Source organism: Kutzneria viridogrisea DSM 43870 (assembly GCF_000525635.1).
Lineage (GTDB): Bacteria > Actinomycetota > Actinomycetes > Mycobacteriales > Pseudonocardiaceae > Kutzneria > Kutzneria viridogrisea.
In genome coordinates this window covers 1,023,800-1,045,309 of the sequence record NZ_CP007155.1, presented here as the reverse complement: position 1 = coordinate 1,045,309, position 21,510 = coordinate 1,023,800, and the positions used below count along the sequence as shown (strand labels likewise).

The following is a 21,510-nucleotide window of genomic DNA, read 5'->3' as shown; positions in this document are numbered from 1 at the left end:
GGCCGGGCTCGCGGCTCAGCGGGACTCACGCACCCATGGGCGGGACTCGCGCGCCCGTGGACGGGACTCGCGTGCGGCTGAGCGGGACTCGCCGGAGGGTGGGTCAGGCGGCGCGCATCAGGCCGCGGGCGGTGAGGTAGCGCCAGGCCAGCAGCTCGACCAGCCGGGGGTGTGCGCCGATCGGTTCGGCCACGAGGTCGGCGCCCGACTCGGCCAGCCGCCGGTGGAACAGGCCCGGGGCCAGCAGCCACGAGGCGACGGCCACCCGCCCACCGCGCAGCCGCTCGGCGGCCACCGCCTCGGCCACCGACGGGCCGGTGCTGACGTAGCCGACCCGCACCTCGGTCCCGGTCCCGGCGCTGAGCAGGTCGGCGGCCCGGCGCACGTCGGCCAGGGCCCGGCGGTCCGTGGACCCCGCGGCGGCCAGCACCACGGCGTCACCGGGCCGCCACCCCGCAGCCGCCAGCCTGTCCTGGACGGCGGACACGACAGGCTGGGCGGGTCCGAGCGGGTCGGTGATCGTCACGACCCCGCGGCCGCTGCGGCGCACCTGCTCCGGCACGTCCACGCGCACGTGGTAGCCGCTGGCCAGGAACGCTGGCACGACAACGGAAGGACCGCCGACCGCGCGGACCACCTCGGTCACCGAGGGGCCGTGCACGTCGACGTAGGCGACCTCGACCCGCACGTGGGCGAGCCTGGTGCGCAGGGCGTCGGCGATGGCGTTGACGGTCACCGCGCCCGAGGGCTCGCGGGTGCCGTGTGCGACGAGTACGAGTGTCATACCTGCTCCAGGGCAAGCCGGTAGCCGCGCTTCACCACGGTCTGCACCAGCCGCGGCACGCCCAGCGCGGTGCGCAGGCGGCCGACCGCGGTCTCCACGGCGTGCTCCTCGACCCCGCGTGACGGGCTGGAGTTGCGGCGCAGCACGGCAATCAGGTCCTGACGGGACACGACGTGCCCCGGTCGATCGGCCAGGGCGCGCAGCACGGCCATCGGCGCGGGGGCCACCGGCCTCAGCTGGCCGTCCACGACAACGGCCTGGCCGCGCAGTTCCACATCGCTTGCGGCGACACGAAGTCGTTGCGCGCGTGCGGGCAGTTCCACCGAGAGCTCACGGACCAGTGAGCCGATCCGCGCGCGTTCCGGCTGCACGCAAGGGATTCCCGCCGCGGTGAGCGGACCGGCGCAGATCGGGCCCACGCAGGCCACCAGCACGTCCCCAGCCAGCGCGGAGCGCAGAGCCCGCCCGCGCCCGGTCCGCTCGGCACGGGCCAGCGTGCTGGCCGCCGCGGGCGCGCTGGTGAAGGTCACGGCGTCGACCTGGCGGGCCACCACCGCGTCCACCAGCCGGTCCAGCGGGGCGGGGTCGGCGGGCCCGGTCCAGCGGTAGACCGGCACCTCGACCACCTCGGCACCGGCCGAGCGCAGGCTGTTCACGAAGTCGGGCAACGGTTCCCCGTGCAACTGCACCGCGATCCGTTGCCCGGCAACGCCGTTGTCGAGCAGGTACTGCAACAGCTCGGCGTTGCTCTCCGAGGCCGGGGCCCACGCCTCCACCAGCCCGGCGGCACGCACCGCGCCGCGCGCCTTGGGTCCGCGCGCGAGCACCGTGGCCGATCCCAGGTGGCGCAACAACTCCGTGCCCAGTCCCCAGCCCTCGGCGGCCTCAACCCAGCCGCGGAACCCGATGCCCGTGGTCGCCACCACCTGGTCCAGCCGCTCGTCCAGCAGGCGCTGGGTGGCGTGCCGCAACTGGGTGTCGTCGGGCACCGGCACGATCTGGATCGCCGGGGCGTGCTGCACCACGGCGCCCCGCCGGGACAGCAGCGCGCCGAGTTCGTCGGCCCGCCGCGCAGCGGTGACACCGACCGTGAACCCGGCGAGCGGACCGACTTCGGTCATGGCGACCCCACTCGCACGAATCCGTCCCACACGACGACAGGATACGTCCGCACGCGCACATCCGGCTCGTCCAGGCACTGCCCGGTGGTCAGGTCGAACGCCTGCTTGTAGACCGGGGAGCTGACCACCGGCATACCCGATCTGTCGCCGACGATGCCCCGCGAGAGCACCGCGGCACCACTGAAAGGATCCACATTGGACAGTGCGTGCAGCGTGCCCGCGTAGGTCAGGAACAACGCGACCTGCTCGCCGCCGGGCAGCAGCGCGGCCACTCCCCGTTCCGGCTCCAGGTCACCGAACTCGCACACGGCGGTCCAGGTGAGCTCGTCAACAGCTGTCATCGTGCTGCCACCTCCGGCATACCGAGTTGGACGGTCGGAACGCGCTGCCCGCGTTCCTCGCGGAAGGAGATCGTCGGGTCGGGAACGCCCGGCGCGTTGACGAAGGAACTGAACCGGGCCAGCTTCTCCGGGTCCTCCAGCACACCCCGCCACTCGTCCTGGTACGAGTCGATGTGCTCGGCCATCGCGGACTCCAGGTCGGCGCAGATGCCCAGGCTGTCGTCCACGATCACCTCGCGCAGGTGGTCCAGGCCGCCGTCCATGGCCTCGATCCACGCGGCGGTGCGCTGCAACCGGTCGGCCGTGCGCACGTAGAACATGAGGAACCGGTCGATGACCCGCACCAGGGTCTCGGTGTCCACATCGGACACGAGCAGGTCGGCGTGCCGGGGCTTGAAACCCCCGTTGCCGCCTACGTAGAGGTTCCAGCCCAACTCGGTGGCGATCACGCCGAAGTCCTTGCCGCGAGCCTCCGCGCACTCGCGGGCACAGCCCGAGACCCCGGCCTTGATCTTGTGCGGGGCACGCAGCCCCCGGTAGCGCAGTTCCAGGTCGATGGCCAGCGCCACCGAGTCCTGCACCCCGTACCGGCACCAGGTGGTGCCCACGCAGGACTTCACCGTGCGCAGCGCCTTGCCGTAGGCGTGTCCGGACTCGAATCCGGCGTCCACCAGCCGGCGCCAGATCGGCGGCAACTGGTCCACGGTGGCGCCGAACAGGTCGATGCGCTGCCCGCCGGTGATCTTGGTGTAGAGCCCGAAGTCCCTGGCCACCTCGGCGATGACCAACAGCTTCTCCGGGGTGATCTCCCCGCCGGGGATGCGCGGCACCACCGAGTACGTGCCGTTGCGCTGGAGGTTGGCCAGGAACCGGTCGTTGGTGTCCTGTAGGCCCGCCTGCTCCCCGTCGAGCACGTGCCCGGTGGCCAGCGAGGCCAGGATCGAGGCGACCACCGGCTTGCAGATGTCGCAGCCGCGGCCCTTGCCGTACCCGGCGATCAGCTGGGAGAAGGTCCTGATCCCGGTGGCCCGCACGACCTCGAACAGTTCGGCGCGCGACTGCTCGAAGTGCTCGCACAGGGCCTTGGACTGCACCACACCGCACTCGTCGAGCAGCTGCTTGAGCATGGGCACGCACGAACCGCAGCCGGTGCCCGCCTTCGTACACGACTTGACCGAAGCCACGTCGGTGCAGCCGCTTTCGTTGATGGCACAGGTGATCTGTCCCTTGGTCACGGCGTGGCAGGAGCACACCTGCGCCTCGTCGGGCAGCGCCAGGTCGACACCGCCCGCAGGCGCCACAAGGGATCCCGGGTCGGCGGGCAGCGGCCTGCCGACGAGCGGGCGCAGGGTCGCGTACTGGCTCGCGTCCCCGACCAGCACACCGCCGAGCAGGACGTGCGCGTCGTCGGAGACCACGAGCTTGCGGTACGAGCCGGAGACCGGGTCGTTGTGCACGACCTCCAGCGCACCGGGTGAGGCCGCGTGCGCGTCGCCGAAGCTGGCCACGTCCACGCCCAGGAGTTTGAGCTTGGTGGAGGTGTCCGCCCCGGGGAAGACGGCACCTCCACCGAGCAGCCGGTCCGCGACGACTTCCGCCATGGCGTAGCCGGGGCCGACCAGGCCGTAGACCCTGCCCTCCAGGCAGGCGCACTCGCCGACCGCGTAGATCGACTCGTCCGAGGTGCGGCAGCTCTCGTCGACGAGGATGCCGCCACGCTCGCCCACAGCGAGCCCCGACTCACGGGCGAGTTCGTCGCGGGGCCGGATTCCCGCGGAGAACACCACCACGTCGGCGTCCAGCCTCGTGCCATCCGCCAGCGAAACCCCAGCCGCAGCGCCGTTCCCGCCGGCTTTCACGGCCACAGTGGACACTCCACAGTGGATCTCCAGACCGAGGCGTTCGACCTGGCGACGCAGCAGGGCGCCACCACCCTCGTCCACCTGGAGGGGCATCAACCTCGGTGCGAGCTCGACCACTTTCGGCGCCATGCCCATCAGCCGCACGGCGTTGGCCGCCTCCAGGCCGAGCAGGCCACCGCCGATGACCACCGCGGACCGCCCGCCGCTGGCGCGGATCAGGTCCAGGTCCTCGATCGTGCGGTACACGTGGCAGCCCGGCAGGTCGTGGCCGGGCACCGGCGGCACGAACGGGCGGGATCCGGTGGCCAGCACCAGCGCGTCGTAGCCCTGCTCGTGCCCGCTAGCGGTGGTCACGACCTTGGCCGCACGGTCGATGTGCCGCACCGGATCGCCCAACCGCACCTGCACCGACTCGTCGTGCTCGGGCAGGCTCAGCGTCCCCGCGTCCCAGGTGTCCACATAGGACGACAGCGCGACCCGGTCGTAGGCGGGACGGGATTCCTCGGCCAGCACGACAACACGCCAGGTGCCCTCCGCGTCGCGGTCCCGAAGTGCCTGCACCGCGCGGTGGCCCACCATGCCGTTGCCGACCACGACCAGTGTGCGCGTCATCAGCCGTCCTCCTCGTCCGTCCATGCTGTGCCGGGACCGTGTCGCCCCGGTGCCGCCGTCATTTCGCCGCTGTTACAGAACACTCCCGCCGCAGGTCACAGGGCGGTGCGGGCACCGGGCCTCAGGTAGACCAGCCAGGTCACCGCGAAGCACACCGCGTAGAAGGCCAGGAAGGACACGAAGGCGGGCACCCCGTTGTTGACCGCGGCGAAGGAAGCGCGGAACGCCAGGTTGATGAACAGCCCGCCCAGCGCGCCGATCGCACCCGCGATGCCGATCAGCGCACCGGAGAGCCTGCGCGCCTGTACCGGCTCGGCGCACTTGGCGCGGAAGATCGCCGGGATCATCTTGTACGTGGAACCGTTGCCCACTCCGGAGAAGACGAACAGGGCGATGAACCCGATCACGAACATCGGCAGGGAACCGGCCTGTGAGGCCAGGATGGTGATCACCGTGCCCGCTGCCATCAGCGCGAAGTTGACCAGCGTGATCCTGGCGCCGCCCCACCGGTCGGCCAGCCAGCCACCCACCGGCCGGGAGATCGACCCGAGCAGCGGGCCCAGGAAGGTCAGCGCGGCGGCCTGCAACGGGGTCTGCTTGAACTGGTTCTGCAGCACCAGGCCGAAGGCGAAGCCGTAGCCGATGAACGAGCCGAAGGTGCCGACGTAGAGCAGGGACATCACCCAGCAGTGCAAGTCGCGGACCACCTCGCGCATCGCCCCGGTGTCCCCGCGCACGCTGGAGATGTTGTCCATGAACAGCGCCGAGCAGGTGGCCGCGAGGACGATCAGCGGGATGTAGATCCACAGCACCAGCAGCGGCTGGGTGGCGCCGACCGTGCCCAGTACCAGCAGGCCGACCAGTTGCACGGCGGCCACGCCGAGGTTGCCGCCGCCCGCGTTCAGGCCCAGCGCCCAGCCCTTGAGCCGTTCCGGGAAGAACGAGTTGATGTTCGTCATGGAGCTGGCGAAGTTGCCGCCGCCCACCCCGGTGAGCGCGGCCACGACCAGGAAGGTGCCCAGCGGGGTTCCCGGGTGCAGCACGAAGCCCGCGGCCACGGTGGGCACCAGCAGCAGCGCGGCGCTGAAGATCGTCCAGTTGCGACCGCCGAACCGGGCCACCGCCAAGGTGTAGGGCAGCCGCAGCACGGCGCCGACCAGGGTGGGCGTGGACACCAGCAGGAACTTGTCCGCGGCCGAGAACCCGTAGGCGGGGCCCATGAACAGCACCATCACCGACCACAGGCTCCAGATCGAGAAGCCAACGTGCTCGGACAGGATGGAGAACCACAGGTTCCGGTTGGCCACGCGCCGCCCGGTGGCCGCCCAGAAGCCCTCGTCCTCCGGGTCCCACTGGTCGATCCAGTACCGGCGCGGCCGCGGGGTGGTGCGCCCGGCTTCGAGGGTGGTGCTCATGAGCTGGTTCCTCCGTTAGGTGAGCTGCGCCGGTTCCTGGGTGTTGAGCCAGTCGAGGACCCCGCAGACCTGGTCCGAGCAGCCCCCGCAGCCGGTGGTGGCGCGGGTCCGCTCGGCCAGCGCGGACATGCTGCGGGCGCCCTCGCGCCACGCGCTGACCAACTGGCCCTTGCTGACGGTGTTGCACTTGCAGATGACCGCCGCGGCCGGGATGTCCCCGGCGCCGGAGGCCGCGACCGGCAGCGCGCGGCCCAGCAGCAGCGCGAGCCGGTCCGAGGGCGCGGGCGCACCCCGGTCGAACAGCTGGGTGACGGCCGCCGCCGCGTCCGGCGCGCCCAGCAGGATCGCGCCGGTGACGCGCTCGTCGCGCAGCACCAACTTCGCGTAGCGACCGCGTGCCGGGTCCGCGACGCACAGCACCTCGGCCTCCGCGCAGTCCACGTCCACGTGCACCTCGCCGAGCGCGGCCAGGTCCACGTCCCGCGCCTTGAGCCGGGTCACCACGGGTGTGCCCCGGTAGCGCGCGGCCGGGTCGGTGCCGGTGAGCAGGTCGGCCAGCACGGCGGCCTGCTCCCAGGCGGGCTGCACCAGCCCGGAGACCGTGCCCGGGTGCTGCGCGCAGTCGCCCAGCGCGTGCACCCTCGGGTCGCTGGTCCGCAGCGCGTCGTCCACCAGCACACCACGGTCCACCGACAACCCGGCGTCCGCCGCCAGCATCGTCTCCGCGCGCACCCCCGCCGACACCACGACCAGGTCGGCGGGCACGTGGCTGCCGTCGGCGAGCTTGAGCCCGTCACCGGGCAGGTAGTTGGTGGCCGCCTGGCCGATCCGGAACTCGATGCCCAGGCCACTGAGTGTGCGGGCCAGCACCCGGCCCGCGCCGCCGTCCAACTGGCGCTCCATCAGGTGGCCCGCCGGGTGCACGACGGTGACCAGGTTGCCCCGCCCGGCCAGCCCGCGCGCGGCCTCCAGCCCTAGCAGTCCCCCGCCGAGCACGGCCACCGGCGCCCCGGCCCGCGCCGACTCCAGGATCCGCTCGCAGTCGGCCATCGTCCGGAACGCCACGACGCCCTCTGCCAGCTCGCCGTCCTCGGCGACCAGGCCCGGTGTCGGTGGGATCCACGCGCTGCTGCCCGTCGCCAGCACGAGCGCGTCGTAGCCGACCTGCTCGCCGCTGGCCAGCACGACCTGCCGCCGGGACCGGTCGATCCGCACCGCCGTCGCCGCCAGCCGCAGGTCCACGTGGTGGTGCTGTGCCCAGTCGTGCTCGTGCAGCCGCACCGCGTCCTGGCTCATCGTGCCCGCCACCACACTGGACAGCAGCACCCTGTTGTAGGCGGCCATCGGCTCGGCGCCCAGCACGGTCAGCTCGACCCGGTCGCCTGCCGGGTCACGTCGTCTGATCTCCTCGGCGAGCCGGGCACCGGCCATGCCGTACCCGATCACCACCACCCTGCGGGGAGCGTGCACTGGGGCCTCCCGTCGCTGTTTGCGCACGACGGTAGGCAGCGCTTGTTGCCCATCGGTGCCGCGAGGTTTCGGCGGCGGCAACTTGCCCGCTCAGCCGCTCACGGCGGGCTGTGAGGTGTCAGACCAACTCGGTGATCTGGTGGGTCGCCTTCTCCAGCCCGCGCAGGGACTGCGCGGTGGAGCGCGGGTGCATCGCGTGCACGGCGAGCCGGAACAACAGGGCGCGCACCAGCGCCTGCGGCCACTCGGGCAGGTGCGCCCAGCGCCTGGCCAGGCCCGGATCGGCGCCGCCCCAGGCGAGGGCGTCCACCACGACCACGGCGGCGGCCCACTCGGCGGGCCGCCAGAACGGGGCGAAGTCGATCAGCGCGGGCGGCGCGTTGCCCGCGAACAGCACGTTGCCGAACAGGTCCCCGTGCACGACCTGCTGGGTCAGTCCGACCGGGCGGCGCAGGGCGGCGACGAGCTCGAACAGCCTGCCGCCCTTGTCCTGGTCCAGTTCGACCAGTTCCTCGCCCCACGCACAGCGGTCGGCGACGGCGAACACGTCCCTGCGGGCGTCCAGGAAACGGGGCCGCGGCAGGGGCCTGGTCGCCTCGTGCAGGCGCATCGAGACGGCGACGACCTCGTCGTGCCTGGGTTCGGCGCGGCCGGACAGGTAGCGGGTGGCCGCCCAGCCGCCGACGACCCAGCGGCCGTCGGTGGACCGCAGCGGGCGGCCCAGCCTCAGGTTCTCCACGTGCAGGGCGTCCAGGGTCTGCGCGACCCACGCGGCCTCGGCCGGGTTCGGGGCCGGCCGGATCGCGGTCTCCGCGCAGCGCCACACCGGGCCGCCGTCGATCAGTTCCGGCTCACTCCCCCGCGCGCCGAAAGCCGCGCACACGTGTGGCGGGGGCGGCTCGAGGGAAGTCGTCACAGCTGGCGACGCTACCGGGTGCGGCGCCGGAATTGGGGGACCGCGCCGACCGCAGTGCCGTGTCATGAAAGTGCCGTATGCGACATCTGATGTCGCATACGGCACTTTCATGACATCACGGGCTAGTAGGTCGGCAGGCTCGGGTCCACCTCGCGGGCCCAGGCGAGCACCCCGCCGCCCACGTGCACGGCGTCGCGGAATCCGGCCTGGTGCAAGGCCGCGAGGGCCTCGGCGGACCGCGCACCCGACTTGCAGTGCAGCACCACCGGCCTGTCCTGCGGCAGTTCGGACAGGGCCTCACCGGAGAGGATCTTGTCCTTGGGGATCAGCACCGAGCCCGGGATCTTCACGATCTCGTACTCGTGCGGCTCCCTGACGTCCACCAGCACGAAGTTCTCGCCCGCGTCGATCTTCTGCTTGAGCTCCAACGGGGTGATGGTGTGCCCGGCGGCGGCGCTGCGCGCGTCGTCGGAGACCACCCCGCAGAACGCCTCGTAGTCGATCAGCTCGGTGATCTTGTCGGCGTTGGGGTCCTTACGGATCTTGATGGTCCGGTAGGTCATCTCCAGCGCGTCGTAGACCATCAGCCTGCCCAGCAGGGTCTCGCCGATGCCGGTGATGAGCTTGATCGCCTCGGTGACCATGATCGAACCGATCGAGGCGCACAGCACACCCAGCACCCCGCCCTCCGCGCAGGAGGGCACCATGCCCGGCGGCGGCGGCTCGGGGTAGAGGTCGCGGTACTGCGGCCCGTGCTCGGCCCAGAACACGCTGGCCTGGCCCTCGAACCGGAAGATCGAACCCCACACGTACGGCTTGCCGAGCAGCACGGCGGCGTCGTTGACCAGGTAGCGGGTGGCGAAGTTGTCGGTGCCGTCCAGGATCAGGTCGTAGTCGGCGAACACGTCCAGCGCGTTGGAGGAGTCCAGGCGCAGCTGGTGCAGGTTGACCTTGACGAACGGGTTGATCTCGGCGACGGCGTCGCGCGCGGACTCGGCCTTGGGCCGGCCCACGTCGGACTGGCCGTGCAGCACCTGGCGCTGCAGGTTGGACTCGTCGACCACGTCGAACTCGACGATGCCCAGCGTGCCGACACCGGCCGCGGCCAGGTAGAGCAGCGCGGGGCTGCCCAGCCCACCCGCTCCCACGACCAGCACCTTGGCGTTCTTCAGCCGCTTCTGCCCGTCCACCCCGACGTCCGGGATGATCAGGTGGCGGCTGTAGCGCGCGACCTCTTCCTTGGTCAGCTCCGCGGCTGGCTCGACGAGCGGCGGAAGCGGCATCTGTCCTCCTCGGTGCAAGGGGTAACCCTCCCCTGGCAGCAACGCCAGCCTGCCCGAATGTCTTCCCGGTGGGAAAGTCGTCTCACTGGGTGGGCTGCTGCGCGCCGGGCACGCTCTGCGGGTTCGGCCAGGCGTTGGGCTTGCAGGTCTTGCCGTCCTTGGGCACGGCCGACTTGTTGAACGGGTCCACCTGGTTGAGCTGCCAGACGTAGTCGTCGGAGACCCCGAAGGTCTGCTGCATCATCACCGGGGCCAGCCCGTCCTGGGTCTCGCAGCCCCGGTGGTTGTTGCCGAACACGTGACCGACCTCGTGGTTGATCGCGTACTGGCGGTACAGCCCCATGTCCCCGTTGAACGCCGCCGCACCGCGCACCCAGCGGGCCAGGTTGATCACGACCCGGCCCTGGCTGGGGTTCCAGCAGGAGGCCTCGAACTGGATCTGGAACCCGCACATGTCCGGCCGGTGGTCGGTGTTGGGCGTGGTCAGGCTGACGATGAAGTCCGGGTCCTTGAACTCCGGCCCCACCCGCTGCAGCGAGATCGTGCCCTGGCCCACCCAGCTGCGCGAGTCGGACAGGATGCTCTCCACGGTCTTGGCGAACGCGTCGTCCCCGCCGTAGGCGGCCGGGTCGATGCCGTCCTCCACGGCGATGCCGTAGTGGTAGAGCTTCGGCCCGGTGCCGACCTTCTTGCCGTCCCCGACCACCCCGTGCCAGGTCCCGGTCCCCGCCTGCGGGAACGCGTCGCCGGGGGGCAGCACGGCCGTGCCGGTCTTCGGGTCCACCGGCTGCACCTTGCCCTCGGTGGCCACCGGCGGGCCCGCGGTCGTCGTGCCCGCCGCCTCGGTGCCCGTCGTGGAGTCCGAGGGCGCGCGGGCCACGTTGAACACCACCAGCGCCGTCACCACCACGAGCACCGGCAGGGCGTAGACCCGCCACCCGTAGGTGGCCGCGAACCGGGCGACCCCGCGCTTGCCGCCCGCCCTGGCCGGCTTGCCCGCGCTCGGGCGCTCGCCCTGGCTGGAGGGCCGCCACGAGGCGGCCAGCGGCTGGGCGGAGGTCCGCCTGCTGCCGGAGCGGTAGCGGTCCTCGGGCGGCCTGCGGGTCACGGCGGGGCGGATCGGCGACACCTTGGCCGGGGGCTTGGGCTGCTCGCCCTCACCATCACGGCCTTCCTGCGTCGTCCGGGTCACGGTGTCCAGGGTGCCACATGCCCGGTCACCCATCGTGCAGGCCATGTGGCGGAACCGGTCACCACTGGCCCCGGTCCACCGCCTCCCACATGCCCAGCGCGGCCCTGGCCACGGTCACCGGCCGCTCGATCTGCGCGCAGTGCCCGGTGTACGGCAGGACCAGCAGCCGACCCCGTCGCAGCAGGCCAGCGGTGCGCGGGGCCTTGCGCACGCTCACCAGGCGGTCCTGCGCGCCCCACACCACCAGGGTCGGCGCCTGCACCTTCGGCACCACCCGCCACAGGGACCCGGACCTCGGCCGCAGCCATGCCTTGATCAACCCGATCGTGCTGCCCGCCAGCGCCGAGCGGTAGTACGGCAGGCCGTTGCGCTCGATGGTCTCCAGCACCCCCTCGCGCACCCGGTGCTCGGGCACCAGCCAGGGTCGCGCGAAGCAGAGCCTGAGCACCTGCTCGGACTGCTCGCGCGGGGTCATCGCGGCCAGGCTGGCCCGCACCTTCTCACCGACCACCGGCAGGAAGGCCAGCGGCAGCCTCGGGTCGGCGACCCGCCGGGGGTCCAGGCGCAGGTCGGGCATGGCGGGCGAGATCAGCGTCACCGAGCGGACCAGCTCGGGGTGCTCGGCGGCCAGTGCCAGGGCGATCGCCCCGCCCATGGAGTTGCCGAACAGGTGCACCGGCCGGTCCAGCCCGCCCAGGAAGGCGGCCACGGTCTCGGTGTGCCGGGCCAGGCTGAAGTCGTAGCCCTCCGGCGGCGGGGTGCGGCCGAAACCCGGCAGGTCCAGCGCGAGGCAGTTCACCGAGGCTGACAGTTGACCCATCAGATCGGTCCAGTTGGTGGCGGAGCCGCCCAACCCGTGCACGAACACCGCCAGCGGCGCGTCCGGGTCCACGCAGGGCGCCTGGCGCACGTGCAGCCGCACCCCGCCCGATTCGAGCATCTGCCCAGGCCAGGGCGGTATGGACAGGTCGAGCGGGGGAAGTTGCCCGGTGGACAGCGGCACCGCGGTCAGTGAGGGGCGCGTGGGTGCGGTCGGTGGCAGACCGGCTCCTCGGAGCACGGCCGAGGACGCGGTCGTCATACCGACAGGATGCCCCAGGTTCAACTTCCGTGACCACTTCCGTCACCTGGTGTACATGTCTGGGAGGGGAGAGTTCGCACGGGACTTCCCGAAAGGGGACTACCGGCGAGTAAGGTTCTGCTACCCGGCGACCAGGCAGACCTCTGGCGCGCGGGCGGTTGCGAGGCTGGTGGAGGCGAGATGACTGAGACCGCGCAGGGCGTGGGACAGGCTGGGCGCGGCGTTCGGCTGCCCAGGACGGCCCGGCGCGCGCAGCTGCTCGCCGCCGCGCAGGACGTGTTCGTGGCCAACGGCTACCACGCCGCGGCCATGGACGAGATCGCCGAGCGCGCCGGTGTCAGCAAGCCCGTGCTCTACCAGCACTTCCCCGGCAAGCTGGAGCTCTACCTCGCGCTGCTGGAGACGCACGTGGACGAGCTGGTGGGCAGCGTTCGCACCGCGATGAGCTCCACCACCGACAACAAGCAGCGCGTGCGCGCCACCGTCGGCGCCTTCTACGACTTCGTGGCCAACGAGGGTCAGGCCTACCGGATGGTGTTCGAGTCCGACCTGCGCGGCGAGCCCGCCGTGCGGCAGGCCATCGAGCGGGCCACCTCGGCCTGCGTGGACGCCATCACCGAGACGATCACCGCCGACGCGGGCCTGGACCACGACCGGGCGCGCCTGCTCGCGGTCGGCCTGACCGGCGCGAGCCAGGTCACCGCCCGGTTCTGGCTGGAAATGGAAGGCGCTATCACCAAGGACGAGGCGGTCGCCCTGATCTCCACCCTGGCCTGGCGCGGCATCGGCGGCGGCTTCCCACTCCAGCACTGACCCCCCGGCTCACCGCGTGTCGGCGCTACCGGCACCGCGTGTCGGCGCTACCGGCACCGCGTGTTCGCGCTTCCGGCGCGGAATCCCACGAGCTGGGAGCCTGCTCGGTAAGCCGAAACACACCGTCCGCCAAGCGCCGACACACCGTCCGCGAAGCGCCGACACGCGCAGGAATCGCGCGCGGGGCGGGCCAGCACCCGGGTGGATCGGGGCGGATCCACCCGGGTTGTCAGGTGGACGGCCTAGGACACCAGCCCGGTGGCCCGCCAGAGCCGGGTGCCCGAGCCGCCGATGAGCCGGTGCTCGTCCAGGAAGGCGATCAGCTTGGTGCCCGCCCAGCGCAGGGTCTCGCGGTGGTGCGGGTTGGCCCGTGCGATCCCGCGAGCCCGCACGGGGTCGAGCCCGACGGATCGGTACACGTCCGGGTGTATCAGGCTGCGGACCACCACGTAGGCCAGGCGGGCGAGCATGCCGCGGTGCCAGGCCAGCGCGGTGCGGGACAGCCGCGGGACGCGCCGCCGCACCTCCTCGCGGGCGTAGCGGACGTGCCGGGCCTCCTCGATCACGTGGATCCGGTTCACCATGCGCACCAGGGGCTGCACCGACTCGTCGTTCATCCACGCCCGCTGGAACGCGTCGGGGATCTCCTCGCCGACCAGGATCCCGGCGAACATGGCCGGGCCGGACGCGGTGGCCTTGAAGAAGGACCCGAGCCTGCGCGCGGTCGGCTCGGGGCCGTAGGCGGGGGCGCCGATCTTCTCGATCATCCGGGCGAACATCACCGAGTGGCGGCACTCGTCGGCGACCTCGGTCAGCGCGTACTGCACGTGCCGGGACAGCGGGTCGTCGGTGTAGGACTGCCGGACGAGCAGTTCCATCAGGATGACCTCGAACCAGATGCCCACGCTGGCGATGCTGGCCAGTTCGTGCTTGGACAGCTCGATGCGCTGCGCCAGGTCCATGCGCTGCCACAGTTCGGTGCCGTACAGCGAGCAGTGCTGCGGGGACAGGTAGTACTTGCCCGGCGCCAACGGGGCGTCCCAGTCGATGTCGACCTCGGGGTCGTAGGAGTTGCGCGCCGAGGAGTTCAGCAGCCGCTCGGCGGTGCGCTCGCGGTCCTGGACGATCATCGCTTCGCCACCCGTTCCACCAGTGCGGCCAGTCGTGCGGTCACCTCGGTGCCGCGCTCCACCGGCACCATGTGCCCGGCGCCCGGGTAGATCACCAGCTCCGCGTCGGGCAGTTCGCGGGCGATGACCTTGGCGTGCGGCACGGTCGTCAGCCGGTCAGCGCCGCCGGCGAGCACCAGCACCGGCACGTCCCGGTACGCGGCCAGCGCCTGCCTGCGCTCGTGCTCGGCCAGCGAGGTGCGCAGTCCCACCAGGGTCTGCGGGTGGCAGCGGCCGAACTGCTCGGCGGCCGAGGCCACGTCCCGCCAGTCCGGGTCGGCGCCGAACAGCAGCCAGCGCACGCCCGGCCGGATGCCCGCGGTGCGCCGCAGCATCACCTTGTGCGGCAGCTTGGCCAGCTTGCGGTTGACCACCTGCTCGCCGCGCATCACCAGCGCGGCGACCGGCCTGGGCAGCCCCAGCCGGAGGGTCCTGAGGTCCCCGCAGGAGGTGGCCACGAAGGCCACGGCGGAGACCCGGTCGGCGACCAGCTCGGGGTGCCGCTCGGCCAGCGCCATGATCGTCATGCCGCCGATGGAGTGCCCGGCGAGCACGACGCGCCCGGTGGGCACGCGGTCGGCGAGCAGCTCGGCCAGGTCGTCGGCGAGCTGCTCGATCCTGGCGGTGCCCTCCGGGGACGGGGCCGAGCCGCCGTGCCCTCGGTGGTCGTAGCGCAGCACGCGCACGCTGCCGCCGAGCCCGTCGGCGACCCGGTCCCAGGTGGTGTGGTCCAGGGTCCAGGCGTGCACCAGGACGAGGGTGACCGGCGCGTCGGCCGGCCCCTCGTCGACCACGTGCAGAACGGTGCCGTCCTCGGTGGTGAACCGGCTGCGGGCAGCCTGGTCCCAGGGACTCACCTGACGAGGAACGACTTGCGCCACAGCGACATCCAGGGCTTGCCGACCAGTCCGACCTCGTTCAGGAAGCCCATGATCCGCTCGCCGGACCAGTGCAGGGTGTCCTGGAAGTGCGGGTTGTTCAGCGCGACCTGACGGGTGCTCTTCGGGTCCAGCCCGACCGCCGCGTAGACCCTCGGGTTGATGATGCTGCGCACCACGAACATCGATACGGTGGCGATCAGCCAGTGCTGGTAGGCCAGCTCTGCCTTGCCCATGTTCTCCATGCCGCGCACGACCTCCTCACGCGCGAAGCGCACGTGGCGGGCCTCCTCCAGCACGTGGATCCGGTTGACCATGCGCACCAGCGGCTGCACGGTGTCGTCGGCCATGGCCTCGCGCTGCATCCGGTCGAGGATCTCCTCGGCGACCAGGATCGAGCCGTACATGGCGGGCCCGTAGCCGATCGTCGGCAGCAGCTTGGCCAGGTGGTAGACCCCGCGCGGCGGCCCGTACGCGGGGCAGCCGATGCGCTCGACCATGCGCGCGAACATCGTGGAGTGGCGGCACTCGTCGGCCACCTCGGTCAGCGCGTACTGGGCGTGCCGGGTGGTCGGGTCGGTGCGGTACACGGTCTTGATCAGCATCTGCATCAGCAGCACCTCGAACCACAGCCCGACGCTGGCCACGCTGGCCACCTCGTGCTTGGTGAGCTCGATGCGCTGCTCCTCGCTGAGCCGCTGCCACACCTCGGTGCCGTACAGCGAGGACCGGTGCTCCGGGATGTAGTACTTGCCCTCCGCCAGCGGGGCCGCCCAGTCGATGTCCACCTCGGGGTCGTAGAACTTGTCGGCCGAGGAGTTCAGCAACCGCTCCGCGGTCTTCTCCCGGTCGGCGACCTTCAACGATCGAGTCATCGCTCCTCCGTCGGATTACTGTTACCGGAAGTAACGGTAACTTCTGGTAGCGTGCGTCACATGGGCCGAGCTGTCAAGGGGTCGAGAGAAGGCGGTGACGCACGCCGGGAGCGCTGGCGGGCACACCGGGAAGCGCGCAGGGAGGAGTTCGTCGACGCCACCATCAGGGCGCTGACCAAGCACGGTCCCGAAGTGGGCATGGACGAGATCGCGGCGGAGGCGGGGGTCACCAAGCCGGTGCTCTACCGGCACTTCGCCGACAAGTCCGACCTGTACCTCGCGGTGGGCCACCGCGGCACCGAGATGCTGCTGGAACGGATGCGGCCCGCGCTGGTCGACGACGGCACCCCCTACGAGCGCATCCACCGCGCCGTGGACGCCTACCTGTCCACGATCGAGGAACACCCGGCCCTCTACCACTTCGTGGTGCGCCGGTCCTTCGCCGACAAGCCGGTCGAGCAGGACGTGGTCAGCCAGGACAAGCAGCTGATCGCCAACACGCTGGCGAGGCTGCTCGGCGACTACCTGCGCGCGTTCGAGCTGGACTCCGGTGGCGCCGAGCCCTGGGCCTACGCCGTGGTCGGCATGGTGCAGAGCGCGGGCGACTGGTGGCTGGAGCGCCAGTCGATGACCAGGCAGAGCCTGACCGAGTACCTCACGAAGATCATCTGGTTCGCGATCGAGGGCCTGCTGCGCTCCGGCGGCATCGCCATCGACCCGGACCTGCCGCTGTCCCTCGGACCGGCGCTGCGCCTGGTCCCCGACCCCGAGAGTCCGGCCAGCGCCGGCTGAGCACGAGGAGGAACCGGCGATGACTGAACAGGACCACGAGCACGAGGAGGAGGGCTACACCGGGCCCGCCGCGCTCGTCGTCGACGAGGCGGAGGTGCCGGTGCGCGCGGTGCTGCGCGGCTACTTCCAGCCCATCGACGGCCGCTACCACTGGTACGGCCGCCTGGACGCCGACGAGGCGGTCACCAAGCTGGTCGAGGGCGGGCGGCGTGAGCTGGTGCTGCGCACCCCCGGCGGGGAGGCCACGGCCACCCTGTCCGACCCGGACCCGTGGCAGCGCTACCGGGTGACCGGCACCAGCCGCCCGCCGTTCGAGGTGGACGCGGTGCCCGCCGCCGACTGAGCCGGGTACGACTGTGGCCCGGCAGCGGTGTGCTGCCGGGCCACAGTCGTGTTGCGAGCTACTTGCCGACCGCGAAGCCGACGCGGCGCGCGTCCGGGGCGCCGATCTCCACGTAGGCCACCCGCGAGGAGGGGATGACGAAGCGGCGCCCCTTCTCGTCGACCAGGGTCAGCAGGCCGGTCTTGCCGGTCAGGGAGTCGGAGACGAGCGCCTCGACCTCGTCCGGCGACAGGTCGCTGGCCACCACGAGCTCGCGCGGGCTCTCCACGACGCCGATCTTGATCTCCACCGCTGACCTCCGGATCACGACTTGCTTGCTGATCGTCAGGCTAGTGCAGGCCACAGCCGCGGCACGCACCACCCGCGTACGCCGACCGCGAACACCACCCCCGCGAGTCCCGCCCTCCCGCACGCGAGTCCCGCTCAGCCGCCGACGAGTCCCGTCCACACACCGGCGAGTCCCGCTCTCCGGCGCGCGAGTCCCGCTCAGCCCAGGCCGAGTGCCGCCATGCGCTTGGTGTGACTCTGCTGCAACCGCTTGAACAGGGCACCGATGCCCGCCAGGTCCCCCGAGCCGCGGATCAGCAGCTCGGCCAGCCCGTCCCGCTCGGCAACCACGTACTGGGCCTGGGTCAGCGCCTCACCCAGCAGCCGCCTGCCCCACAGGGTGAGCCGGTCGCGCAGGGTGCGATCCCCCTCACACGCCGCCTTGACCTCGCGCTCGGCGAAGGCGGAGTGGCCGGTGTCGGCGAGCACGTCGAGCACCAGCGAGCGGGTGGGCTCGTCCAGCCAGCCCGCGACCTCGCGGTAGAAGTCGGCGGCCAGCCCGTCGCCCACGTACGCCTTGACCAGCGATTCGTGCCAGGACCGCGGGGCGGTGGAGGCGTTGAACGCGTCGAAGGCCGCCACGAAGGGGCTCATCGCATTCTCCACGGCCACGCCGTGGTCGGCGAGGTAGCGCTCCAGCAACTGGTAGTGGCCCATCTCGGCGGCCGCCATGCAGGCCAGCGCGGCCCGCCCGGTCAGCGTGGGCGCGCTGCGGGCGTCCTCCGCGAGCCGGTCGAAGGCGGAGAGCTCGCCGTAGGCCAGCACCCCCAACAGGTCGGCGACTCCCTCGGCCACTGTGCTGGTGGCGGCTCCGGGCCGCTGGTCAGCCTCGCTCGCGCTCATGTCGGCAGAGCGTAGCCGCCGCGGTCCGCGCCGAAACAGCGCCAGCGGTACGGCGTAGGGCCAGGTAGACTCCCCTCCCGAAGCCTGGTAGTGAGCGGCGACGCGACCGGGAGCGACGTGGCGGTCCTCCCTGTGTCCCACCGCACGACCAGGCGCGACAGCACGGCGGCGCGGCCGCCATGTGGAAAGGGTGCGCGCACAACTCCTCGCTGGCCCTCCCGCACCTCGCCGGACCCGACGGTCCCGAGGTCGTGGTCGAGAGGCCCATCCAGGGCCCGTGCGTGCTGGATTGAGAGAGGCGATCACTCTGACCGTCAGCAACAACACACATCTGGACCCGGTCACGCTGGACCACAGCGACTCCGGGCTGCCGGAGGTCGACACCTCCCACCCGCTGCAGGCGGGCGCTCCGGTGCGGGGCAACTCGCCCACGTTCGGCGAATTGGGTGTGCGCGAGGAAATCGTGCGCGCCCTTGCTTCCGCCGGGATCGAACGCACGTTCGCCATCCAGGAGCTGACCCTGCCGATCGCGCTCGCCGGTGACGACGTCATCGGCCAGGCGCGCACCGGCACCGGCAAGACCCTGGGCTTCGGCGTGCCGCTGCTGCACCGCATCACCACCCCCGGTGACGGCGTGCCGCAGGCCCTGGTGGTCGTGCCGACCCGCGAGCTGTGCCTTCAGGTCACGCACGACCTGACCGACGCGGGCAAGCACCTGGGCATCCGGGTGCTGGCCATCTACGGTGGGCGCCCCTACGAGCCGCAGATCGAGGCGCTACGCAAGGGCGTCGACGTGGTCATCGGCACGCCCGGTCGGCTGCTCGACCTGGCCGAGCAGCGCCACCTGGTGCTCGGCAAGATCAAGGGCCTGGTGCTCGACGAGGCCGACGAGATGCTCGACCTGGGCTTCCTGCCCGACATCGAGCGCATCCTGCGCATGGTGCCCGAGAAGCGGCAGACGATGCTGTTCTCCGCGACCATGCCCGGCCCGATCATCAAGCTGGCCAGGACCTTCCTCACCCAGCCAACGCACATCCGGGCCGAGGAGAACGACGCGGGCGCCATCCACGAGCGCACCAGGCAGTTCGTCTACCGGGCGCACGCCCTGGACAAGAGCGAGCTGATCGCCCGCGCGCTGCAGGCCCGCGAGCGCGGTCTCACGATGATCTTCACCAAGACCAAGCGCACCGCGCAGAAGATCTCCGACGAGCTGGCCGAGCGCGGTTTCGCCAGCGCCGCCGTGCACGGTGACCTGGGCCAGGGCGCCCGCGAGCAGGCACTGCGCGCGTTCCGCTCCGGCAAGGTCGACGTGCTGGTCGCCACCGACGTGGCCGCCCGGGGCATCGACGTCGAGGGTGTGACGCACGTCATCAACTACCAGTGTCCCGAGGACGAGAAGACCTACGTGCACCGGATCGGCCGCACCGGCCGGGCCGGGCGCGAGGGCGTGGCCATCACCCTGGTCGACTGGGACGAGGAGCCGCGCTGGAAGCTCATCTCCGACACGCTCGGACTGGGCATCCCGGAGCCGGTGGAGACCTACTCGACCTCCGAGCACCTGTTCACCGACCTGGACATCCCGCAGGAGACCACCGGCAGGCTGCCGCTGAGCCAGCGCACCAGGGCCGGGCTGTCCGCCGAGGCCGAGGAGGACCTGGGCGGCAAGAAGACGCGCAGCCGCCGCACCAGGGGCGGCACCAAGTCCAGCGGCAAGGCGAGCACCGGCAGCCGCCCCGCGAGCCAGGAGAGCAGCACCGAGGACGGCGAGGCCAAGCCGCGTCGCCAGCGCCGCCGCCGCAGGGCCGGGGTCGAGGTGACCGAGCAGTCCGGTGGCGGCGAGCAGCCGCAGGCCAAGGGTGAGGGCGAGGCCGCTTCGGCGGAGCGCCCGGCCCGGCGCAGGCGCCGCCGCCGCAGCGGTGTCGAGGTCGCGGGCGGCGAGGCGGGTGCCGCCGAGCAGAACTCTTCGGCAGACTAGTCACGTGGAACACGATCAGGTGGGGTCGGCCGTGGCCGCGGACGCGCTGCGGGAACCCGTCGAGACGACGCTCGACCAGCAGCCGCCCCCACCTGACGGGCCACGCACGCGGTTCACCCGCAGGCGTGATCTCCTCGCGGTGCTGGTGATCGTGCTCGTGCTGGTCGCGGCCACCGGCACCTGGTGGTGGTTCAGCGACGCCAGGGCGACCACCTCGGTCACCGGCCCCGCGACCGCGACCGCCCCGCCGCGTGCCACCGCGGTGCCCGCGACGATGAAGCAGCTGTGGCAGGCCGCCAGCGGGGCGACCACCGATCCCGTGGTGGTCGGCCCGACCGTGGTCACGGCCGAGGGCCACCAGGTCATCGGCCACGACCCGGTCACCGGGGCCACCCGCTGGAGCTACACGCGGGACAACCTGGACCTGTGCAGGGTGGCCGCGGCCTGGGGCAAGGCCGTCGTGGTCTACCACAAGGAGCACAACTGCAGCGAGGTCACCGAGCTGGACGGGGTGACCGGCGCGCGGGGTGCGCAGCGCAACGGCGACGCCGAGCTGGGCACCCAGTTGCTCTACGACGGCACCTACCTCACCACGACCGGCAAGAAGCTGATCGACACCTGGCGCTCCGACCTGGTGCAGACCCAGCAGTACGGCACGGTCACCGCGGTGGTGAACCACGACAAGCAGCCCAGGACCGGCTGCACCTACAGCTCACAGGCGGCCACGGCCGGCTCGGTGGCGGTCATCGAGCAGTGCGCGGGTGAGTCCTTCCAGCGGCTCACGGTGATCAAGCCCGAGGGCACCCAGAACGACGGCGAGAAGCCGAACGTGGCGTTCAGCGTGGAGGTGCCCGGCGGCAACGCCAGGATCGTCGCGGTGACCGACCAGCGGGTCGCGGTGGCGGTGGCCAACCCGAACCGGCTCGTGGTGTGGGACAACGCGGGCTCCCAGGTGGGCGCGGCCCCGCTGCCGGTGCCCGACGCCGACCTGGCAGGGGCGCCGAAGTCCGCGGTGGAGCCGAGCACCGCGATCACCTGCACCCAGCAGCTCGACCCCGGCGGCAAGTGCGAGGCGGGCAGCTTCGCGGTGAGCTACGCGGGCGGAGCGAAGATCATCACCTGGTACTCCGGCTCGAAGCTGGTCGCACTGGACCCGAGCGGCATGAGCCCGACCTGGACCCTGGACGGCGCACTCGGGTCCGGCACGGTCTACGCGGACAAGCTGCTGGTACCGGTCGCCGAGGGCCTGGCCGTGCTGGACCCGCTCACCGGGGCCCGCTCGGGCACGATCACCGTGGACCGCAAGGGCTACACGGGTCCCGTCCGGCTGTCGACCCTGGGTGACGTCCTGCTCGAACAGCGTGGCGGCACGGTGGTGGCGCTGCGTTGACGCACCGCTGTACGGCACACTCGTCGGT

Annotated in this window: 20 protein-coding genes; 5 read left to right on the top strand and 15 right to left on the bottom strand. The window is 71.8% G+C overall.

Going from position 1 to position 21,510, the window contains the following annotated elements; translation table 11 throughout:
* Positions 1-103: 103 nt before the first annotated feature.
* From KALB_RS05015 to KALB_RS04970, 10 genes are all read right to left on the bottom strand, one after another.
* Positions 104-784: a sirohydrochlorin chelatase gene (locus tag KALB_RS05015; protein ID WP_025354633.1), complete on the bottom strand. Its 681-nt coding sequence runs from the start codon at positions 782-784 to the stop codon at positions 104-106.
* On the bottom strand, positions 781-1,905 hold the full coding sequence (locus KALB_RS05010) for a uroporphyrinogen-III synthase (RefSeq protein WP_025354632.1): 1,125 nt from the start codon (positions 1,903-1,905) through the stop codon (positions 781-783). The genes KALB_RS05015 and KALB_RS05010 overlap by 4 nt, the downstream gene beginning before the upstream one ends.
* Entirely contained in the window at positions 1,902-2,246 is a 345-nt protein-coding gene (nirD, locus tag KALB_RS05005) for a nitrite reductase small subunit NirD (RefSeq protein WP_025354631.1), read from the bottom strand. Before nirD ends, KALB_RS05010 begins: the two co-directional genes overlap by 4 nt.
* Positions 2,243-4,720 carry a nitrite reductase large subunit NirB gene (gene nirB / locus KALB_RS05000; protein WP_025354630.1) on the bottom strand — a complete coding sequence of 826 codons (2,478 nt, stop codon included), beginning with the start codon at positions 4,718-4,720 and terminating at the stop codon, positions 2,243-2,245. The genes nirD and nirB overlap by 4 nt, the downstream gene beginning before the upstream one ends.
* Positions 4,721-4,815: 95 nt before the next feature.
* On the bottom strand, positions 4,816-6,135 hold the full coding sequence (locus tag KALB_RS04995) for a nitrate/nitrite transporter (RefSeq protein WP_025354629.1): 1,320 nt from the start codon (positions 6,133-6,135) through the stop codon (positions 4,816-4,818).
* 15 nt (positions 6,136-6,150) lie between these two features.
* Positions 6,151-7,605 carry an FAD-dependent oxidoreductase gene (locus tag KALB_RS04990; protein ID WP_025354628.1) on the bottom strand — a complete coding sequence of 485 codons (1,455 nt, stop codon included), beginning with the start codon at positions 7,603-7,605 and terminating at the stop codon, positions 6,151-6,153.
* 118 nt (positions 7,606-7,723) lie between these two features.
* Entirely contained in the window at positions 7,724-8,521 is a 798-nt protein-coding gene (locus KALB_RS04985) for a TIGR02569 family protein (protein WP_236650174.1), read from the bottom strand.
* 122 nt (positions 8,522-8,643) lie between these two features.
* The gene (moeZ, locus tag KALB_RS04980) at positions 8,644-9,804 is read right to left on the bottom strand and encodes an adenylyltransferase/sulfurtransferase MoeZ (RefSeq protein WP_025354626.1); all 1,161 of its coding nucleotides are present in this window, start codon (positions 9,802-9,804) and stop codon (positions 8,644-8,646) included.
* Between the two features lie 82 nt (positions 9,805-9,886).
* Positions 9,887-10,996, bottom strand: a complete 1,110-nt coding sequence (locus tag KALB_RS04975; RefSeq protein ID WP_025354625.1) for a DUF3152 domain-containing protein — start codon at positions 10,994-10,996, stop codon at positions 9,887-9,889.
* 58 nt (positions 10,997-11,054) lie between these two features.
* The gene (locus KALB_RS04970; RefSeq protein ID WP_025354624.1) at positions 11,055-12,077 is read right to left on the bottom strand and encodes an alpha/beta fold hydrolase; all 1,023 of its coding nucleotides are present in this window, start codon (positions 12,075-12,077) and stop codon (positions 11,055-11,057) included.
* 180 nt (positions 12,078-12,257) lie between these two features.
* Here KALB_RS04970 and KALB_RS04965 point away from each other — a divergent pair, with 180 nt between their 5' ends.
* The gene (locus KALB_RS04965) at positions 12,258-12,890 is read left to right on the top strand and encodes a TetR/AcrR family transcriptional regulator (RefSeq protein WP_025354623.1); all 633 of its coding nucleotides are present in this window, start codon (positions 12,258-12,260) and stop codon (positions 12,888-12,890) included.
* 242 nt (positions 12,891-13,132) lie between these two features.
* On the opposite strand, the gene KALB_RS04960 is transcribed toward KALB_RS04965, so the two are convergent.
* The 3 genes from KALB_RS04960 to KALB_RS04950 are packed head-to-tail and all read right to left on the bottom strand — an operon-like array spanning position 13,133 to position 15,812.
* A complete protein-coding gene (locus KALB_RS04960; protein WP_025354622.1) occupies positions 13,133-14,020 on the bottom strand; it encodes an AurF N-oxygenase family protein in 888 nt (295 codons plus the stop codon).
* Positions 14,017-14,916, bottom strand: coding sequence for an alpha/beta fold hydrolase (locus tag KALB_RS04955; protein WP_042220253.1), 900 nt, complete (start codon positions 14,914-14,916; stop codon positions 14,017-14,019). The genes KALB_RS04960 and KALB_RS04955 overlap by 4 nt, the downstream gene beginning before the upstream one ends.
* On the bottom strand, positions 14,913-15,812 hold the full coding sequence (locus KALB_RS04950) for an AurF N-oxygenase family protein (RefSeq protein ID WP_025354620.1): 900 nt from the start codon (positions 15,810-15,812) through the stop codon (positions 14,913-14,915). The genes KALB_RS04955 and KALB_RS04950 overlap by 4 nt, the downstream gene beginning before the upstream one ends.
* 60 nt (positions 15,813-15,872) lie before the next feature.
* Here KALB_RS04950 and KALB_RS04945 point away from each other — a divergent pair, with 60 nt between their 5' ends.
* Positions 15,873-16,604 (top strand): TetR/AcrR family transcriptional regulator, encoded by a 732-nt coding sequence (locus tag KALB_RS04945; protein WP_042220251.1) that lies wholly within the window; start codon positions 15,873-15,875, stop codon positions 16,602-16,604.
* 19 nt (positions 16,605-16,623) lie between these two features.
* Entirely contained in the window at positions 16,624-16,947 is a 324-nt protein-coding gene (locus tag KALB_RS04940; protein ID WP_025354618.1) for a DUF4873 domain-containing protein, read from the top strand.
* A 58-nt stretch (positions 16,948-17,005) separates the two neighbouring features.
* On the opposite strand, the gene KALB_RS04935 is transcribed toward KALB_RS04940, so the two are convergent.
* On the bottom strand, positions 17,006-17,236 hold the full coding sequence (locus KALB_RS04935) for a DUF3107 domain-containing protein (RefSeq protein ID WP_025354617.1): 231 nt from the start codon (positions 17,234-17,236) through the stop codon (positions 17,006-17,008).
* A 197-nt stretch (positions 17,237-17,433) separates the two neighbouring features.
* Complete coding sequence (locus KALB_RS04930; RefSeq protein ID WP_025354616.1) at positions 17,434-18,117, bottom strand: ferritin-like fold-containing protein; 684 nt, start codon at positions 18,115-18,117, stop codon at positions 17,434-17,436.
* A 277-nt stretch (positions 18,118-18,394) separates the two neighbouring features.
* Here KALB_RS04930 and KALB_RS04925 point away from each other — a divergent pair, with 277 nt between their 5' ends.
* Both KALB_RS04925 and KALB_RS04920 read left to right on the top strand, forming a co-directional pair.
* Positions 18,395-20,092, top strand: coding sequence for a DEAD/DEAH box helicase (locus tag KALB_RS04925; RefSeq protein WP_081789193.1), 1,698 nt, complete (start codon positions 18,395-18,397; stop codon positions 20,090-20,092).
* 4 nt (positions 20,093-20,096) lie between these two features.
* Entirely contained in the window at positions 20,097-21,482 is a 1,386-nt protein-coding gene (locus KALB_RS04920) for an Rv3212 family protein (protein WP_025354614.1), read from the top strand.
* Positions 21,483-21,510: the final 28 nt, after the last annotated feature.

Bases quoted from the DNA above. Each gene is read 5' to 3' on its own strand.
- KALB_RS05015 (WP_025354633.1), bottom strand. From the start codon at position 784: ATGACACTCGTACTCGTCGCACACGGCACCCGCGAGCCCTCGGGCGCG.
- KALB_RS05010 (WP_025354632.1), bottom strand. From the start codon at position 1,905: ATGACCGAAGTCGGTCCGCTCGCCGGGTTCACGGTCGGTGTCACCGCT.
- nirD (WP_025354631.1), bottom strand. From the start codon at position 2,246: ATGACAGCTGTTGACGAGCTCACCTGGACCGCCGTGTGCGAGTTCGGT.
- nirB (WP_025354630.1), bottom strand. From the start codon at position 4,720: ATGACGCGCACACTGGTCGTGGTCGGCAACGGCATGGTGGGCCACCGC.
- KALB_RS04995 (WP_025354629.1), bottom strand. From the start codon at position 6,135: ATGAGCACCACCCTCGAAGCCGGGCGCACCACCCCGCGGCCGCGCCGG.
- moeZ (WP_025354626.1), bottom strand. From the start codon at position 9,804: ATGCCGCTTCCGCCGCTCGTCGAGCCAGCCGCGGAGCTGACCAAGGAA.
- KALB_RS04970 (WP_025354624.1), bottom strand. From the start codon at position 12,077: ATGACGACCGCGTCCTCGGCCGTGCTCCGAGGAGCCGGTCTGCCACCG.
- KALB_RS04965 (WP_025354623.1), top strand. From the start codon at position 12,258: ATGACTGAGACCGCGCAGGGCGTGGGACAGGCTGGGCGCGGCGTTCGG.
- KALB_RS04960 (WP_025354622.1), bottom strand. From the start codon at position 14,020: ATGATCGTCCAGGACCGCGAGCGCACCGCCGAGCGGCTGCTGAACTCC.
- KALB_RS04950 (WP_025354620.1), bottom strand. From the start codon at position 15,812: ATGACTCGATCGTTGAAGGTCGCCGACCGGGAGAAGACCGCGGAGCGG.
- KALB_RS04945 (WP_042220251.1), top strand. From the start codon at position 15,873: ATGGGCCGAGCTGTCAAGGGGTCGAGAGAAGGCGGTGACGCACGCCGG.
- KALB_RS04940 (WP_025354618.1), top strand. From the start codon at position 16,624: ATGACTGAACAGGACCACGAGCACGAGGAGGAGGGCTACACCGGGCCC.
- KALB_RS04930 (WP_025354616.1), bottom strand. From the start codon at position 18,117: ATGAGCGCGAGCGAGGCTGACCAGCGGCCCGGAGCCGCCACCAGCACA.